This window comes from Pseudomonas sp. BCA17 (assembly GCF_004519405.1).
GTDB lineage: Bacteria > Pseudomonadota > Gammaproteobacteria > Pseudomonadales > Pseudomonadaceae > Aquipseudomonas.
In genome coordinates, this window is sequence record NZ_SGWI01000009.1 from 41171 (window position 1) to 58440 (window position 17270).

Annotated in this window: 13 protein-coding genes and 1 riboswitch; of the genes, 7 read left to right on the top strand and 6 right to left on the bottom strand. The window is 60.4% G+C overall.

Going from position 1 to position 17270, the window contains the following annotated elements; genetic code table 11:
- Window positions 1-33: 33 nt before the first annotated feature.
- Together EXW71_RS26280 and EXW71_RS26285 are read left to right on the top strand one after the other, a co-directional pair.
- Window positions 34-1182, top strand: a complete 1149-nt coding sequence (locus tag EXW71_RS26280) for a glycosyltransferase (protein ID WP_134661027.1) — start codon at window positions 34-36, stop codon at window positions 1180-1182.
- Window positions 1179-2060, top strand: a complete 882-nt coding sequence (locus EXW71_RS26285; protein ID WP_134661026.1) for a glycosyltransferase — start codon at window positions 1179-1181, stop codon at window positions 2058-2060. Before EXW71_RS26280 ends, EXW71_RS26285 begins: the two co-directional genes overlap by 4 nt.
- Before the next feature lie 54 nt (window positions 2061-2114).
- Here the strand turns inward: EXW71_RS26285 and EXW71_RS26290 are convergent, their stop codons facing one another.
- On the bottom strand, window positions 2115-3971 hold the full coding sequence (locus tag EXW71_RS26290; protein WP_134661025.1) for a bifunctional O-antigen ligase/aminoglycoside phosphotransferase family protein: 1857 nt from the start codon (window positions 3969-3971) through the stop codon (window positions 2115-2117).
- Window positions 3972-4129: 158 nt separating this feature from the next.
- Here EXW71_RS26290 and msbA point away from each other — a divergent pair, with 158 nt between their 5' ends.
- Entirely contained in the window at window positions 4130-5935 is a 1806-nt protein-coding gene (gene msbA, locus EXW71_RS26295; RefSeq protein ID WP_134661024.1) for a lipid A export permease/ATP-binding protein MsbA, read from the top strand.
- A gap of 128 nt (window positions 5936-6063) precedes the next feature.
- Window positions 6064-7488 (top strand): bifunctional D-glycero-beta-D-manno-heptose-7-phosphate kinase/D-glycero-beta-D-manno-heptose 1-phosphate adenylyltransferase HldE, encoded by a 1425-nt coding sequence (gene hldE, locus EXW71_RS26300; protein ID WP_134661023.1) that lies wholly within the window; start codon window positions 6064-6066, stop codon window positions 7486-7488.
- Window positions 7489-7522: 34 nt separating this feature from the next.
- Here the strand turns inward: hldE and EXW71_RS26305 are convergent, their stop codons facing one another.
- The 4 genes from EXW71_RS26305 to EXW71_RS26320 form a co-directional block, all read right to left on the bottom strand.
- Window positions 7523-8488, bottom strand: a complete 966-nt coding sequence (locus EXW71_RS26305) for a metal ABC transporter ATPase (protein ID WP_123716146.1) — start codon at window positions 8486-8488, stop codon at window positions 7523-7525.
- 41 nt (window positions 8489-8529) lie between these two features.
- Entirely contained in the window at window positions 8530-9342 is an 813-nt protein-coding gene (locus EXW71_RS26310) for an aldo/keto reductase (RefSeq protein ID WP_123716145.1), read from the bottom strand.
- Window positions 9339-10508 carry an FAD-binding oxidoreductase gene (locus EXW71_RS26315; RefSeq protein WP_134661022.1) on the bottom strand — a complete coding sequence of 390 codons (1170 nt, stop codon included), beginning with the start codon at window positions 10506-10508 and terminating at the stop codon, window positions 9339-9341. The genes EXW71_RS26310 and EXW71_RS26315 overlap by 4 nt, the downstream gene beginning before the upstream one ends.
- Before the next feature lie 125 nt (window positions 10509-10633).
- Complete coding sequence (locus EXW71_RS26320) at window positions 10634-10969, bottom strand: multidrug efflux SMR transporter (protein ID WP_123716143.1); 336 nt, start codon at window positions 10967-10969, stop codon at window positions 10634-10636.
- A gap of 103 nt (window positions 10970-11072) precedes the next feature.
- Between EXW71_RS26320 and EXW71_RS26325 the strand changes: the two genes are divergently transcribed.
- A complete protein-coding gene (locus tag EXW71_RS26325; RefSeq protein ID WP_134661021.1) occupies window positions 11073-11963 on the top strand; it encodes a LysR family transcriptional regulator in 891 nt (296 codons plus the stop codon).
- Between the two features lie 23 nt (window positions 11964-11986).
- Window positions 11987-13267: a lipid IV(A) 3-deoxy-D-manno-octulosonic acid transferase gene (gene waaA / locus EXW71_RS26330; protein ID WP_134661020.1), complete on the top strand. Its 1281-nt coding sequence runs from the start codon at window positions 11987-11989 to the stop codon at window positions 13265-13267.
- Between the two features lie 111 nt (window positions 13268-13378).
- On the opposite strand, the gene EXW71_RS26335 is transcribed toward waaA, so the two are convergent.
- On the bottom strand, window positions 13379-14818 hold the full coding sequence (locus EXW71_RS26335; protein WP_134661019.1) for a TolC family outer membrane protein: 1440 nt from the start codon (window positions 14816-14818) through the stop codon (window positions 13379-13381).
- A gap of 196 nt (window positions 14819-15014) precedes the next feature.
- Window positions 15015-15120, top strand: a riboswitch (TPP riboswitch).
- Between the two features lie 146 nt (window positions 15121-15266).
- On the opposite strand from EXW71_RS26335, the gene thiC reads away from it, so the two are divergent.
- Window positions 15267-17171 (top strand): phosphomethylpyrimidine synthase ThiC, encoded by a 1905-nt coding sequence (gene thiC / locus EXW71_RS26340; protein ID WP_123716140.1) that lies wholly within the window; start codon window positions 15267-15269, stop codon window positions 17169-17171.
- The last annotated feature ends 99 nt before the right edge of the window (window positions 17172-17270 follow it).

Genomic DNA, 17270 nt, shown 5'->3' on the forward strand with positions numbered 1-17270 from the left:
CGTGCCCGTAGCCAGATCGCTGCATGGAGAGATATGAAGCCTCGTTTCAAGGTTTTGCAGTTACAGCCGGACTACAACGTCAAGACCAATGACTTCGCCGACCTTGGCGAGCAGATCGTCAAGTCTTTGCCGACCGAGCGTTTCGAGGTGACATCGGGGTTCCTCAGCGGCCGTCCGCTGCCTGGGCAGCCCTTGAGCGTGGCCGAGCATTCTCACTATTTCGAGCTGCCGGAGAAGTCCCTCAAAGGTATTCGCTTCGGCGCCATGTGGCAGATCTACAAGTATTGCCGCGAGCAGAAATTCGACGTAGTCATCTGTAACCGCTTCAAGTCGGTGAACATGATGCTGTCGCTCAACCGTTGGCTGAAGATCCCGCTGTGCATTGGCATCTCCCACGGGTTTGGCGAATATGCGCGTGGCTACCGTCGTCGCCAGACCCGGCGCTGGGTCAGCCCTGCCTGGCGTTTTGTCGGGGTATCGGAGGCGGTGAAGGATTACCTGGTGGACCTCAACTGCGGGTTCACCCGTGAGAACACCACTTACGTCACCAATGCCATCGATATTCCCCAGGCGGAAGCTCTTCAGCTGAGCCGCGAGGACGCACGCAAGGCCCTGGGCCTGTCCATGGATGTGCGGATGATCGGAGCGCTGGGGCGGCTGGTGCCGATCAAGGGCCACACCCATCTGCTGCAGGCTTTTGCCAACCTCAAGGACAAATACCCCGAAGCTCAGGTGGGCATCATCGGCTCGGGTCGCGCGGAAGCCGACCTGCGTGCCGACATTGAACGCCTGGGCCTGAACGGCCGCGCGCACCTGCTGGGCTTCCGTGAGGACGGCATGAAGTACGTGCGAGGCTTTGATATCTGGACCATGCCTTCGCTGTTCGAGGGGCTGGGCCTGGCGCTGCTGGAAGGTATGAGTGGGCACCTGCCGGTGATTGCGTCCAACGGCCCGGCCATGCTGCCGCTGGTGCAGGGCGCCGGTGGCCTTTCCCATGACCCGGGCAACGTCGAGCAATTGACCGCCGCACTGGATACTTACCTGGCCTTGAGCGATGAGCAGTTGCGTGCCAAGGGTGAAGAGGTGTTTCGTTATCTGGTGGCCAACCACACGCTCGACGAATTCAAACAGAAGTACCTGACCCTGATTGAAACCGGTTTGCGTGAAGTAGGTCGAGCATGAGTGAACAACTACCCCTGGTCTCGGTGATCATTGCATCCTACAACCACGGCCCGTACATCGAGCAGAGCATACGGAGCGTGCTTGAGCAGACCTACCCGCACATCGAGTTGCTGGTGGTGGATGACGGTTCCAAGGATGACAGCGTCGAACGCATCCGACGCTTGCAGGCCGAGCACGGCTTTGATTTCCAAGTGCAGCAGAACCAAGGCCTGACCAACACCCTCAACGGTGCCATCGCCCGCGCCAAGGGCAGCCTGATCGTCCCGTTCGGCTCCGATGACATCATGCTGCCCGAGCGTATTGCGACCCAGGTGGCCTACATGGAAGGCAAGCCGAAGGTCGGTATCTGCGCCGGCAACATCGAGCTGATCGATGGGGACGGTAAGCCGTACCCGGAGAAAAAGCAGCACCGCGACCTGCCGTTTCGCAGCCTGGATTTTGATGATCTGTTCATGGATCGCAAACCCTTTCCCCCGGCGCCAACCCTGATGATCCGCCAGCAGGCGCTGATGGAGGTCGGTGGTTTTGATCCGTTGATTCCTCTGGAAGACCTGCTGATCGAGCTGAAGATCGCCCACGCGGGCTACACCATCGACGTGTTGGGCGTGGTGATGGCGCGCTATCGCCAGCACGCTACCAATACGTACAAGAACCATCGCTACATGATCCAGAACATTCTCAAGACCTATGGCTTGTTCAGCGATCACCCGGCTTATGATCAGGTTCGTTACAACTTCCTGAACTCGATGTTCCTCAAGACCGCCGACCGTGATCGGCCGCTGGCGCGGGAGATTCTCAAGCAGATCCCGTTGAAGTTCTGGGGGCGTAAGACGCTGCGCGGGTTGGTGCGGCTCTATCTGACACCGCTCAGAAGCTGAGGCCGCAAGGGACATGAAAAAGGCGACTATCAGCAGTGATAGTCGCCTTTTTTATCAGCTGGCGGGACGGGCCTGGCTGAGCACTTGCTCGCTGATTTTCGCTGTGGCGGCGTGACTGGCAACCGACGCGTACCCTTTGAGCAGTTGTTCGAAATGGGTTTCGAACAGCCAGTTGCGGTCCTGCGGGTAGCGTTGCATATGGCGCAGATTGCGTTGGCGCAGTGCGTGACGCAGTGGCGATGGATAGACGTGCAGGTCTGCCACGTCGATCAGGCCGAACTCACCATCGTCCATCAACAACACATTGCCCAAGTGCAACGAACGGAAGTACACGCCGCGCTCATGCAACTGGGCAATGAACCGTCCGAAGCGCTCGATCAGCGATTCGCGCAGGCTGCTGTCCAGACTTTGCAGCGCCTGGCGCAGGGTCAGCCCGGGCAGGGGCGTGTACGCCACGGCGCTGCTGGCGTCGGGCAAACGGTAGAGCCCGAGGATTTGCGGCGTGGGAACGCCCAGGGTGCGCAACTGCTCGCTATTGCTGGCAAACCGCTCGGAGTACGGGTTGAAGCTACCGGAGGTGTACCAGCGGCGTGCGCGGAATAACTTGAGGAAGCTGCCATCTCCCAGGCGCAGGACTTTCGGCCCCAGGCCGTCCGCCTCAATGACATGGGCATCACTGCATAGCCGATCAAACGTCTCTGTACGGATCGATTGCACCGGCATGCGCAGTACGCTGCGGCGGCGTTGTGCGATGCTCAAGCCAGCAATGATTGCCAGCGGAATCCACAGCAGGAACCAGTGCTCCTTGGGACGCGACAGAATGCCACCACCTTCGGTCAGGCCGGCGCCGATACCGTAGGCGAGCAGGGACGAGGCCAGAATGAACAATGGCTGTGCGCGCTCCTTGAGGCTCTTGTACAGGCCCCAACCCAGCATGAATATCCATGGGATAAAACCGATGATGCCGACGTAATACAGCACGCCGAGGGCAAAACTGTGGGGTTCGCGCAGTTGGTAGCCGTCGGCCATTGTCAGGTACAGCTCGGAGTCGTAGCTATGGCCGATCCAGGGGTGCTCGGCGATACGTTGCAGCGACATGCCCCAGAGCTCAAGGCGAAACGAGCTGCCGCGTCCAGTAATCATCTCGGGGTAATACAGCAAGAGCCCGATAGCGCCCAAGATCATGCCGGTAATAAACAGCGCCGAGCGGCGGTTGCGGCTGATAAAGGTCATCCACAGGATGGCCAGCGTCAATGCAACCAAGGGGGTCCGCGAGCCGGTCGCCAGGACGGCCATGGTCATGATCGCCAGCGCCGGTACGCTGAACCACAAGACCTTCAGGCGCGGCGTCGTCATGCAGACATACAGCCAGTAGACACAGAAAAAACCGAAGACATGGGAGCTGAGTAGCGGATTGTCGAGGGCTCCTCGACCTCCGATCATGCGTGTGCCGGGTTGATAGCCTTTGGCGAATACCACCAGATTGCACAGGCAGACCATCAGCGCGATCACTGCCGCACTGAAGAAGATCGGCTTGAACAACTCGTTGCGGTAATGCAGCAAAAGTCCAAGACCGCCAAACAGCATGAATGTGTTCAGCGGCCGTTTGAACAGGTCGGTGTCGTTGGTAGATTCGGGGCTCCAGAGCATGCTGGTCAGCGCCCAGGCGGAGAACGCCAGAAACGCGATCGCCAGGGGCTCACGCAGTAGCTCCTTGAGCTCCCTGGGGCGCATGCACAGCAGGAACAGGGTTGGCACGCTGAACGTAATGTAGAAGAACCGGTGCAACACATTGCGGTTGGTGACGAAGAACAGCGAGCTCAGGAGCAGCAACAAGCCAATGGGCAAAATCCATAGGACCAGGAAGTCGAAAACGCGATTTGAGCCATAAGTAAGGCGCTTGGAGTGCATACAGTAAAGCCATTCCAGAAAGAGAAAGCCGACCATCTTAAAATAGTGGCAATGTAATGTCTTCGGCCGGGTCCAGCCCGGCGCAGCGGTAAGCCGGGTGCAAGTACAACAGAGAAGCTGTGCTAAAGTCAGCCTCCTTTTTAAAAACGCCGCGTGATATGACCGACTCCAGTCCGAGCGCAAGCCCTTCGAGCTTGAAAATATACTTCCGCCTGCTCAGTTACGTTAAGCCCTACATGGGCTTGTTCGCGTTGAGTATCGTCGGATTTCTGATTTTCGCGTCAACCCAGCCGATGCTGGGTTACATCCTCAAGTACTTCGTGGATGGCCTTTCCAATCCGCAAGCCGTGTTGTTCCCCTCTGTGCCGTTCCTGCGGGACCTGCAATTACTGCAGGCCGTGCCGTTGCTGATCATCTTGATCGCCGCCTGGCAGGGCCTGGGCTCATTCCTGGGTAACTACTTGTTGGCCAAGGTTTCCCTGGGGCTGGTCCATGATCTGCGGGTGCAGTTGTTCAACAACCTGCTGACGCTGCCCAACCGGTACTTCGACAACCACAACTCGGGGCACCTGATTTCCCGCATCACCTTCAACGTGACCATGGTCACGGGAGCGGCCACCGATGCCATCAAGGTGGTCATCCGCGAAGGCATGACGGTGATATTCCTGTTCGCCTCCCTGCTGTTCATGAACTGGCGCCTGACGCTGGTCATGATCGCCATCCTGCCGTTGATTGCCGTAATGGTCAGCACGGCCAGCAAGAAGTTTCGCAAGCAGAGCAAAAAAATTCAGGTGGCGATGGGGGACGTGACCCACGTGGCCTCGGAAACCATTCAGGGCTATCGCGTGGTGCGCAGCTTCGGCGGTGAAGTCTACGAGGAGAAGCGTTTCCTCAAGGCCAGCCAGAGCAACACCAACAAGCAACTGCGCATGACCCGTACAGGTGCGATCTACACGCCGGCGCTGCAATTGGTGATCTACACCGCCATGGCGGTATTGATGTTCCTGGTTCTGTATCTTCGTGGCGATGCGTCCGCCGGTGACATGGTGGCCTACATCACGCTGGCCGGTTTGCTGCCCAAGCCGATCCGCCAACTGTCGGAAGTCAGCTCGACCATCCAGAAAGGTGTAGCCGGCGCCGAAAGCATTTTCGAGCAGTTGGACGAAGCGGTTGAAGTCGACCACGGCACTATCGAGCGCGACAAGGTCAATGGTCGCCTGGAAGTGCGCCATCTGAACTTCACCTACCCTGGCACCGAGCGCCATGTGCTCAAGGACATCAGCTTCACCGCCGAGCCCGGGCAGATGATTGCATTGGTTGGGCGTTCGGGCAGCGGCAAATCGACCCTGGCCAGCCTCATCCCGCGTTTTTACCACCACGAAAGTGGTGAGATTCTGCTCGATGGCGTCGAAATCGAAGACTACAAGCTGCTCAACCTGCGCAAGCATATCGCCCAGGTGACCCAGCATGTGACTCTGTTCAGCGACACCGTGACCAACAACATCGCGTATGGCGACCTGGCCGGTGCACCGAGGGAAGCGGTTGAAGCGGCGGCGGCGGACGCCAACGCCAAGGATTTCATCGACCAATTGCCCAAGGGCTTCGATACCCAGGTCGGCGAAAACGGTGTGTTGTTGTCCGGAGGCCAACGCCAGCGCCTGGCGATTGCCCGTGCACTGCTCAAGAACGCGCCGCTGCTGATTCTCGATGAGGCCACCTCGGCCCTGGACACCGAATCCGAACGCCACATTCAGGCGGCATTGGACAAGGTCATGCAAGGTCGTACGACCCTGGTGATCGCGCACCGCTTGTCGACCATCGAGAAGGCCGACCTGATCCTGGTGATGGACGACGGTCGTATCGTGGAGCGCGGTACCCACGGCGAGCTGCTCGCGCAAAATGGCTACTACGCCCGTCTGCACTCCATGGGCCTGGATACGCCGGTATCGGCCGATATCACCTGATGTCCGCGGTGAGGCGGGCAATCCGCCTCACCTGCTGCTCTTGCAACATCTTCTGTCACACCCCCACAAGCCTCCTGTAACCCTGTGCTAATATCGCGCCCCTGTTCATTTTGTATGTGGGTTGCTCCATGAAGTTGTCCATGCCGCGATTCGATCAAGCCCCTGTCTTGGTGGTCGGCGATGTCATGCTCGACCGTTACTGGCATGGTGGTACCTCACGGATTTCCCCTGAGGCACCGGTACCGGTAGTCAAGGTCGAGCAAATCGAAGACCGTCCAGGTGGCGCTGCCAACGTTGCCCTCAATATTGCCGCACTCGGCGCGCCAGCCTCCCTGGTGGGAGTGACCGGTGACGACGAAGCCGCCGACAGCCTGGCCAACAGCCTGCGTGGTGCTGGCGTTCGCGCGGTGTTCCAGCGCATCGCCCATCAGCCGACCATCGTCAAGCTGCGGGTCATGAGCCGGCATCAACAGTTGCTGCGTATCGATTTCGAAGAACCCTTCGCCACCGACGCCTTGGCGCTCGGCAGCCAGGTAGACGAGTTGCTCGAAGGCATCAAGGTACTGGTGTTGTCCGACTACGGAAAAGGTGCCTTGAGGAATCATCAGGTGCTGATTCAGGCCGCCAAGGCCAAGGGCATTCCGGTGCTGGCCGATCCCAAGGGCAAGGACTTCTCGATTTATCGGGGCGCCAGCCTGATCACGCCAAACCTCAGCGAGTTCGAAGCCATCGTCGGTGGTTGCGCCGATGAGCATGACCTGGTGCACAAGGGCGCCCGCTTGATGGCGGACCTTGATCTGGGCGCGTTGCTGGTGACCCGTGGCGAACACGGCATGACCCTGCTGCGCCCGGACCATCCGGCGATGCACCTGCCGGCGCGTGCCCGTGAGGTATTCGATGTCACCGGTGCCGGTGACACCGTCATTTCTACCTTGGCTGCGTCTATCGCGGCAGGTGAAGAGCTGCCTCACGCCGTGGCCCTGGCCAATCTGGCAGCAGGTATTGTGGTAGGCAAGCTGGGTACGGCGGCCATCAGTGCGCCTGAGTTGCGCCGGGCGATCCAGCGTTCCGAAGGTTCCGAGCGTGGCGTACTGAGTATCGAGCAATTGCTGCTGGCGATTGACGATGCCCGTGCCCACAACGAGAGCATTGTGTTCACCAATGGCTGCTTCGACATCCTGCACGCCGGCCATGTGACTTACCTGGAACAGGCGCGTGCCCAAGGTGATCGTCTGATCGTTGCGGTCAACGACGATGCTTCGGTCAGTCGCTTGAAAGGCCCGGGCCGTCCGATCAACAGCGTTGATCGCCGCATGGCGGTGCTGGCAGGGTTAGGCGCGGTGGATTGGGTGATCAGCTTCCCTGAAGGCACCCCAGAAAACCTGCTGGCCCAGGTCAAGCCGGACGTGCTGGTCAAGGGCGGTGATTACTCCGTCGACCAGGTGGTCGGTGCCGACATCGTCAGCGCCTATGGTGGCAAGGTCAAAGTGTTGGGCCTGGTTGAAAACAGCTCGACCACCGCAATCGTCGAAAAAATCCGCAATAACGAGTAAGGCTCGGTACGGCTGGGAGCGAGCGTGCTCGCTCCTAGCGGCTGGCCTTTTTCGGCACCATTTTGCGCAGCATCTGCCGGGCCTTGCCGGTCAGGCGCTTGAGCTTCGACTCTTTCTCCGGTTCTGCCAGGCCTTGCTGCCTGAGCCAGTCTTTCCAGCGAATTCGCTCATCGCGCACCAACCAGCCTTCTTGTTGGGCGAAGCTTTCCGCCAGGTACAAACCGCGTGTGCTCGCCGGATACAACTGGTCTTTCTTGACGGTGTACAGCTCGGCCAGCGGTTGGCCGTCTTTCAGAGGCATCAGGTACAGGTCGGGGCGCTGGCGGTCCAGGCGGGCAACCAATTGGTCGCCTTCCAGGCGCTCGTCGACATGGAACAGGCTCAGGGACTTGGCTTCCTTCGGTACTTCCAGCCTCAAGTCATAAATCAATTGCAGCGATGCCGTGGGCAGATGCACGTAGGCCCGTGGGCGCTCGATCAACTGAGTGGTCGCGCAACGTACCGGTCGCGCTGCGCCGGACAGCGGGCTGAGGCGAAAGGGCAAGGCCTCGCGGTAGTGCAGGGCGGCGGAGTAGGGCGCCGGTAGCCATGTGTCGTTGAAACGCCCGCCGAGCCAGCCTTCCGGAGTTTCGAGCAGGCACTCTTCGGCAATTTCCTGGATCGCGGTGTGCAGCGGCAGGTTCAATTCATGGGCGGGAACGTAACCGGAGATCAGCTTGAGCACCACATCACCGCGGTCCTGGCGACGTTGGCGCACGAGTACCCAGTAGTCCTTGTTTTGCCAATGCAACGTCAGTCGCACCGAGACACCAAGGTTGGCCAGTTCCAGGGCAAAGCGTTCGGCGTTCGGCACGTCTACCGGTTTGCGCCGTTGCAGGGTCTGGGCGAAGTTGAGCGGCATGCCGACGCTCTGGTAGCTCAGGCCCTCGGGGGTGGCTTCGACGTGCAGTGGCAGTGTCTTGAAGTTGCTGGGGTTTTTTCTAATGAGCGTGCGCGGCATGTCGGCTCCTTCTTGCGACGGGGTCGGCCGCGTCGGCGGCATCAGAGTTGACGAATGACCTGGGCAGCGGTCGCCACGTTATGGGCCAGGTGCAGCGGGTTAATGGTCCCGACAATAGCACTGGCGACGCCCGTTTGCGCAAACAACAGCATGAAACTGGCATGAATTGGATCCATTCCGGGCTCAAGGCAAACATGGCCGCTGGCCAAGGCTTTTTTCACCAGGATGCCTTTGCCATGGGCTGCGGCATAATCAATCACGGCCTTCTCGGCCTGCTCGTTCAGATTGTAGGTGACCATCGCGCAATCGCCCTGTTCCAGAGCCTTTATGCCGCCTTCAACGGTTTTGCCGGAAAAGCCGAAGCCGCGGATCTTGCCCTCTTTTTTCAGCGTAGCCAGGGTGTGGTAAACCTCACAGTCATTGAGGATGTGCAGGTCATTGCCGTCGGAGTGCACCAGCACCAGGTCGATAAAATCCGTTTCAAGTCTTTTCAAGCTGCGCTCGATCGACAGGCGCGTATGGGCGGCACTGAAGTCATGGTGGGATATGCCATCGGCAAACTCTTCGCCGACCTTGCTGACAATTACCCAATCCTTGCGCTGGCCGCGTAACAACGGCCCCAGGCGTTCCTCGCTGCGCCCGTAGGCGGGGGCGGTATCGATCAGGTTGATGCCCAACTGCCGGGCTTGGCGCAGCAACATCCGCGCTTCGTCATCGTCAGGGATCTGAAAGCCGCTGGGGTACTTCACGCCCTGGTCGCGGCCCAGTTTGACGGTGCCCAGGCCCAGCGGCGAGACCATCAGGCCAGTGCTGCCCAGGGGGCGATGCAGGTCGTGCAAGGTGGGCAGGCTCATGGCAACAGTTGCTCCCAGGCTGGGACGCCGATAGGGGGTTTTGGCAGGTCGGGCAGGGGCTCGCTGGCACCCGGACGGATACCGTCGCGCTCCAGGCTGTTGAGCACGCGATCAGCGAAGTCCGGCGCCAGCGCGAGTTTGGTCGGCCAGCCCACCAGCAGGCGGCCCTGTTCGGCGAGGAACGCATTGTCGGGACGGGTCAGGCCCGATTGCAGTGGCTCGGCGCGGTCGACACGCAGGGTGGCCCACTCGGTCTTGCTCATGTCGATCCACGGCAGCAGGTGCGCCAGTTCCTTTTGTGCGGTGGCGATCTGTGCTTCAGGGGTGCGCGCCACGCCGTCGGCTTCGGCGATATCACCGCCCATGTACCACACCCAATTGCCATCCGCTGCCGGATGGGTGGTGACGGTGATGCGCGGCTTGGTGCCGCCACCCAGGCAGTGCGCATACAACGGCTTCAGGCCAGGACCTTTGGCGATGATCATATGCAGCGGGCGTTTCTGCATGGCCGGTTGGCTGAGGCCCAGGGCGCTGAGCAAGTCAGCGGTGCCGGCGCCGGCACTCAGCACGATGCGTTGCGCGCGGATCTCGCGGCCGTCGACCTTCAAGCCCACCAGGTTGTCGCCTTCCAGCAGCGGTTCGATCTGTTTTCCGGCGAGCAAGCTGTCACCGCCCAGTTGGGCGAGGCGTTGGATCACACTCGGCACATCCACCACCAGTTCGGCCAGGCGATAGACCTTGCCCTTGAAGCGGCGATCCTGCAGGGCAAGGGGCAACTCGTCTCCTTTGACCTGGTCCACGCGCCCACGCACGGCCTTGCTGGCAAAGAAGCTGGTGAGGTTGCCGGCGAGCGTGCCGGGGGACCATAGATAGTGGGCTTCGGACAGCAGGCGTACGCCGGACAAATCCAGCTCGCCCGTGCCTGCCAGGGCTTCACGCCAGCGGCGCGGCATATCGGCAATGGCTTCGGAGGCGCCGGTGAGTGCGCCGTGCAGGGCATATTTTGCCCCGCCGTGAATGATCCCCTGCGACTTCACGCTTTGCCCGCCGCCCAAGGTGGCGCTTTCCACCAGCACCGTGGAAAACCCCTGGCGGCGCAGGCGCGCATTGAGCCAGAGGCCGGCAACCCCGGCGCCGACAATCAGAACGTCGGTGGAAATAGGCATGCGCGTGGGACCTCCAGCGTAGAAAAGGGGCAGCAGTATAGCTTGCAGCGGCAAGTTATCAGCTGCAAGCGGCAAGTTAGCGCCGCTCTTTCTTGCAGCTTGAAGCTTGCCGCTTGCCGCTGCTCCTAATGCCCCCCCGTTTTCGAGAACAACTGAATCACCACCACGCCCAATACGATCAGGCCCATCCCCAGCATTGCCGGGACATCCAGTTTCTGGCCGTAGATAAACAACGCCGCGACACTGACCATCACGATCCCCAGTCCCGCCCACACCGCATAGGCCACGCCGACCGGTACGGTGCGCACCACCAGGGTGAGCATCCAGAACGCCACGCCATAACCCACAATCATCAGCATCAGCGGGATAGGTGTGCTCAAGCCCTTGACCGCTTTCATGGAGACGGTTGCGATCACTTCCGAACAAATGGCAATGGCCAGGTAGAGGTAGGCGACATTCATGGAGTAATCCTCGGTGTGTTGCGTGCTAAGTCAGGTCGGCATTCTAGCGACTGGCGAAATGGGGTAAAGTCATTACCTATCTGAATAAGAGATGGGTTGTGCCATGAGCGTGCAGTGGAACCTTGAACAAATGCGTCTGTTTGTGAGTGTTGCCGAACAGCATTCGTTTTCGGCGGTAGCCCGTGACCAGCGCAAGGCACAATCGGCGGTGAGCAATGGGATTGCCCTGCTGGAGGCGGATTTGGGGCTGAGCCTGTTTGATCGCAGCAGCGGCCGCCAGCCGCGCCTGACCGAGGCCGGCAGTGTATTGCTGGAGGAGGCGCGTGAAGTGTTGCGTCAGTGCGAGCGGCTCAATGGCCGGGCGCTGTCATTGACCCGCGGTGAAGAACCCTGCCTGCGTCTGGCCCAGGATGAAGCCATGTTGTTCAAACCTGTGCTCGACAGCCTTGAAGCGTTGGCCGTGCAATACCCGTTGCTGGAAGTGCAGTTGTCCAGCGCCGCCCAGGGCGATGTGGCGCGTAAGTTGGTGGAGCGTAAAGCCGACCTGGGCCTGCTGTTCTATCACGACCAAATCCCCGAGGCCCTTGAACGGCGGGTGGTGGGCCGTGTGGAGATGGTCACGGTGTGCGGCGTGAACCATCCGCTCGCCAAGGAACCGTATGTGGATTGCCAGCGCCTGGCACAGTTTCGCCAACTGTTGATGTCGACCCAGACCAGTGTCTACCCCGGCAGTGAGGCCGCCAGCCCCTTGGTGTGGCGCGCCGACAGTTTCTATGTGCTGGCCGAATGGTTGATGAGTGGCCTGGGCTGGGCGTGGCTGCCTCGGCATATCGTGCAGTACCCGACCTATCAGCAACAAATGGTCGAGTTGGACAGCGAATGGACGCCGCCGGCCTTGGTGGTGGAGCTCGTCTGGCGTCGTGACGAGCCCTTCGGGCCTGCTGCACGCTTCCTGGCTAAACGATTTGCCGAGTGCTTGCAGGCGATCGACTGAAAAAGCCGATAAACTCCGCCGCCATGAATAGAACTCTCTACAGCTGTCTGTTTTACCTGGCGCTGCCGTTGGTGGCTTTACGTCTGTGGCTGCGCGCGCGTAAGGCGCCGGCTTATGCCAGGCGCGTAGGCGAGCGGTTTTCCTACGGCCTGCCGACGATGCAGCCGGGCGGAATCTGGGTGCATGCCGTGTCGGTGGGCGAAAGCATCGCTGCCGCGCCGATGATACGCGGGCTGATGGCGCGCTACCCGACGCTGCCGATCACCGTAACCTGCATGACGCCCACCGGCTCCGAGCGTATCCAGGCGTTGTTCGTCAATGAACCGCGCATTCAGCACTGTTACTTGCCATATGACTTGCCGTGCGCCGCCAAGCGTTTTCTTGATCGCGTGCAGCCGAAACTGGCGGTGATCATGGAGACGGAGCTGTGGCCCAACCACATCCACGCCTGCTCCCAGCGTGGCATTCCGGTGGCGTTGGCCAATGCGCGACTGTCGGCCCGTTCGGCCAGGGGTTATGGGCGTTTTGCCAAACTGAGCGCACCCATGCTGGCTGAAATGAGCTTGTTCGCCGTGCAGACACGCACCGAGGCTGAACGTTTCCTGAGCCTTGGTGCGCGCCCGGAAACCGTTGAAGTCACGGGTTCGATCAAGTTCGACCTGACGATCGACCCCGAGCTACCGCTGCGCGCCGCCGCCCTGCGTGAGCAATGGGGCGCCCGTGAACGCCCAGTGTGGATAGCCGCCAGTACCCATGAAGGCGAAGACGAAGTGGTGCTGGCCGCCCACCGTCAGTTGCTCGAAAGCTATCCCAACGCGTTGCTGATTCTGGTGCCGCGCCATCAGGAGCGCTTCGGTCCGATGTTTGAGCTGTGCCAGCAGCGGGGATTCACCACGGTGCGGCGTTCCAGCGGCGACCCCGTGACCGCGCAAACCTCAGTGTTGCTGGGCGACACCATGGGCGAGCTGCTGTTTCTTTACGCCCTGGCCGACAGTGCTTTTGTCGGCGGTAGCCTGGTGCCGACCGGTGGCCACAACCCGCTGGAGCCGGCAGCGCTGGCCCTGCCTGTGATCATGGGGCCGCACCTGTTCAACTTCCTCGAAATCAGCGCGATGATGCGCGAGGCAGGGGCGTTGCGCGAAGTAGATGACGCCGAAGGCCTGGCCGAAGCCGTGCGACAGTTGTTCGAATTGCCACAGGATGCGCGCAAGATGGCGCAGGCGGGGCTCAAGGTGATGCAGGCCAACCAGGGCGCGCTCGAGCGCTTGCTGGATGGCCTGGGCAGGCTCCTGAATCAACACTGAACCCAATAGAGAAGGGGCTTGCGCTCGATGGCAGTGGTCTCGTCACCTATGCAGTGATTGACACCCCGCTATCGGGCGCAAGCCCCTTACCATGTTGATTATGTGATGTGCTTAATAACCCGGACGGGCCTTCAGCTGCTCGGCGGCGGCCTTGGCCAGGTCCGGCGGCAGGAAGTCCTTGTCCGGGTTGTAGTCCGCCTTGAGGTAGCGCGCCAGGTCCTGCAAGTCCCCTGGGTTCAACGTGCCGGCCGCCTGCTTCAGACGCAGGTTGTCGAGGATGTAGTCGTAGCGGCTGTTGTTGTAGTTGCGCACCGAGGCGTAAAGCTGGCGCTGTGAGTCCAGCACGTCGACGATGTTGCGCGTACCCACCTGATAACCGATTTCCGTAGCTTCCACCGCGCTCTGGTTGGAAATGATCGACTGGCGGCGTGCCTGTACCTGTTCCACATCGGTGTTAACCGCGCGGTGCAGGTTGCGAGTGTTTTCCACCACTTGGCGTCGCAAGCCTTCACGTTGTTGCTCGGTCTGGTCGAGGCGTGAGTAGGATTCGCGCACTTGGGAACTGGTGAGGCCGCCGCTGTAGAGCGGGATATTCAACTGCAAGCCGATGGTTCTGCGTGACGCATCACCGTGATAGTCCTGCCCTAAAGGGCTGGGGTTACTGGCGCCCAAGGCATCGTTGTCACCCTTCTGGTACTGCGCCACGGCGTCCAGGGTCGGCGCATGCCCGGCCTTGCGTTGCTTGAGGGTTTCTTCGGCAGCGGTGACGGCGTAGTTGCTGGCCAGGAGGTTGAGGTTCTGGCGTCCGGCTGTTTCGACCCAGGCCTTGGCGTCGTTTGGCGTCGGTGGCAGCACCGGCAGCGTATGGACGATGCCCTGGATCGAGTTGTACTGACGGTTGGTCAGGGTGATCAGCGCTTCGAAGGCATCCTCCACTTGGCGCTGGGCCACGATGCGGTTGGCGCGCGCAGTGTCGTAGCTGGCCTGGGATTGCAGCACGTCGGTCTTGTCCGACAGACCAACGTCGAAACGTTCGTTGGACTGGTCCAACTGGCGCTTGAACGCCGCCTCTTCGGCTTTGGTTGTCGCCAGGTTGTCCTGAGCCCGTAGTACGTTGAAGTAGCTTTCGGCGCTTTGCATGATCAGGTTTTGTTCGGTCGCCGAGAGTTGCAGGGCGGCCTGTTCGTTGACTGCTTCGGCCGCTTGCAACTGGAACCAGCGATCGGCCCGAAACAGTGGCTGGCTCAAGGTTGCCTGCCAGGAGTGAGCATCACGGTTGAGCGTGGCCGCCGGTTGGTCGAATTGGTTGCGCACATTGCTGGAATCGGCTCGCGCTGACAGGTTCGGCAGCAGCCCGGCGCGGGCCTGGGGTACCACTTCTTTTTGTGCACCATATTGGGCGCGTGCGGCTGCCAGGTCGGCGTTGTTGTCCACCGCTTCCTGATAAACGCTGACCAGGTCGGTTTTGGTCGTCAGGGGCGCTTCAGCTGCCCAGACCATTCCGTTGGTTGCACAAGACACGGCAAGCGCCAGTGAAAGTTTGCGCAGCATGAGGCGATCCCTAGATTAAATATTACATTTATAATTTGGCGCCCAAGGCTAAGACCAGTAATCCATACCGTCAAGCGCTCGGGTGGTAGCCGAGTGTAGTGGTGACATCACGGCACAACAATCCTGTAATTGCGCCATTCATCATGCTGAACGCACCGCTATTGGCAATTTGCCCACGCCATGGTCTAGACTGCCAGCGTTCTTGTCGGGGTGCCTTGTTGGAAGGCTGAGATCGGTAAATACCGGATCCCGTTGAACCTGATCAGGTTAGCGCCTGCGTAGGGAACAAGATTTCTCGTCACCCGGCGAGTCCTCTTGTGCTTCGTCCGGGATGTTGTTCGACAATCGAACAACCCTCGTGCATAGCACGGCACTGGTTTCAGTGCGTCCATCCGTCACAGGTTCGCTCCGACAAAAATCCACCGCCTGGATAGTTGGAGAGCCCGTGATGAGCACCGAATTAAAAAGCCAAAAATCAAAAAGTACCGTGCACCTGAGTGAATCGGCCAAGGTCGACTCCGGCTCCGTGCAACCCTTTACCCGCTCGCAAAAAATCTACGTGCAGGGCACCCGCCCGGACATTCGCGTGCCGATGCGCGAAATCAGCCTGGACGTAACGCCCACCGACTTCGGCGGTGAAATCAATGCGCCGGTCACCGTGTACGACACTTCCGGTCCTTACACCGACCCGAATGTGATCATCGACGTGCGCAAAGGCCTGGGCGATGTGCGCTCGCCGTGGATCGAATCCCGCGGTGACACCGAGCGCCTGCCAGGCCTCAGCTCGCACTTCGGCCAGCAGCGCCTCAGTGATGCCGAGCTGACCGCCCTGCGCTTCGCCCATGTGAAGAACCCGCGCCGTGCCAAGGCCGGCGCCAACGTTACCCAGATGCACTACGCGCGCAAAGGCATCATCACCGCCGAGATGGAATACGTCGCCATCCGCGAAAATATGAAACTCGAAGAGGCCCGCGCCAGTGGCCTGCTCGACCAGCAACACGCCGGTCACAGCTTCGGCGCCAGCGTGCCGAAAATCATCACTCCGGAATTTGTGCGCGAGGAGATCGCGCGCGGCCGCGCAATCATCCCGGCCAACATCAACCACACCGAACTGGAACCGATGATCATCGGGCGTAACTTCCTGGTGAAGATCAACGGCAACATCGGCAACAGCGCGCTGGGTTCTTCCATCGAGGAAGAAGTGGCGAAACTGACCTGGGGCATTCGCTGGGGCTCGGACACGGTGATGGACCTGTCCACCGGCAAGCATATCCATGAAACCCGCGAGTGGATCATCCGCAACTCGCCGGTGCCGATCGGTACTGTGCCGATCTACCAGGCTTTGGAAAAAGTCGGTGGCGTCGCCGAGGACCTGACGTGGGAGTTATTCCGCGACACCCTGATCGAACAGGCCGAGCAGGGCGTCGACTACTTCACCATCCACGCCGGCGTCCTGCTGCGCTACGTGCCGCTGACCGCCAAGCGGGTGACTGGCATCGTGTCCCGTGGCGGCTCGATCATGGCCAAGTGGTGCCTGGCGCACCACAAAGAGAACTTCACCTACACGCATTTCGACGAAATCTGCGAAATCATGAAGGCCTATGACGTCAGCTTCTCTCTCGGCGACGGCCTGCGTCCGGGCTCGATTGCCGACGCCAATGACGCTGCGCAATTCGGCGAGCTGGAAACCCTCGGCGAGCTGACCAAGACTGCCTGGAAACATGACGTGCAAACCATGATCGAAGGCCCGGGCCATGTGCCTATGCAGTTGATCAAGGAGAACATGGACAAGCAGTTGGAGTGCTGCGACGAGGCGCCGTTCTACACCCTTGGCCCGCTGACCACCGACATTGCGCCGGGCTACGACCACATCACGTCCGGTATCGGTGCCGCGATGATCGGCTGGTTCGGTTGCGCCATGCTCTGCTACGTCACGCCCAAGGAACACCTGGGCTTGCCGAACAAGGATGACGTGAAGACCGGGATCATCACCTACAAGATTGCCGCTCACGCCGCCGACTTGGCCAAGGGGCATCCGGGCGCTCAGATTCGCGATAACGCCTTGAGCAAGGCACGCTTCGAGTTCCGTTGGGAAGACCAGTTCAACCTCGGTCTGGACCCGGACACCGCGCGCTCCTATCACGATGAAACCCTGCCGAAAGACTCGGCCAAAGTCGCGCACTTCTGCTCGATGTGCGGGCCGAAATTCTGCTCGATGAAGATCACCCAGGAAGTGCGTGAGTACGCAGCCAACCAGCGTATCGATGCGGTGGATGTAGACGTGGCCAAGGGCTTGGCCGAGCAGGCGGAGCGGTTCAAGCAGGAAGGTAGTCAGCTTTATAAGAAGGTATAGGCTGCAAGCTGCAAGCTTCAAGCTGCAAGTTAAAGGCAAAGGCGGATCTGCTTTTGCTTGAGGCTTGCAGCTTATAGCTCGTCACCCCTGTCCTTTCCG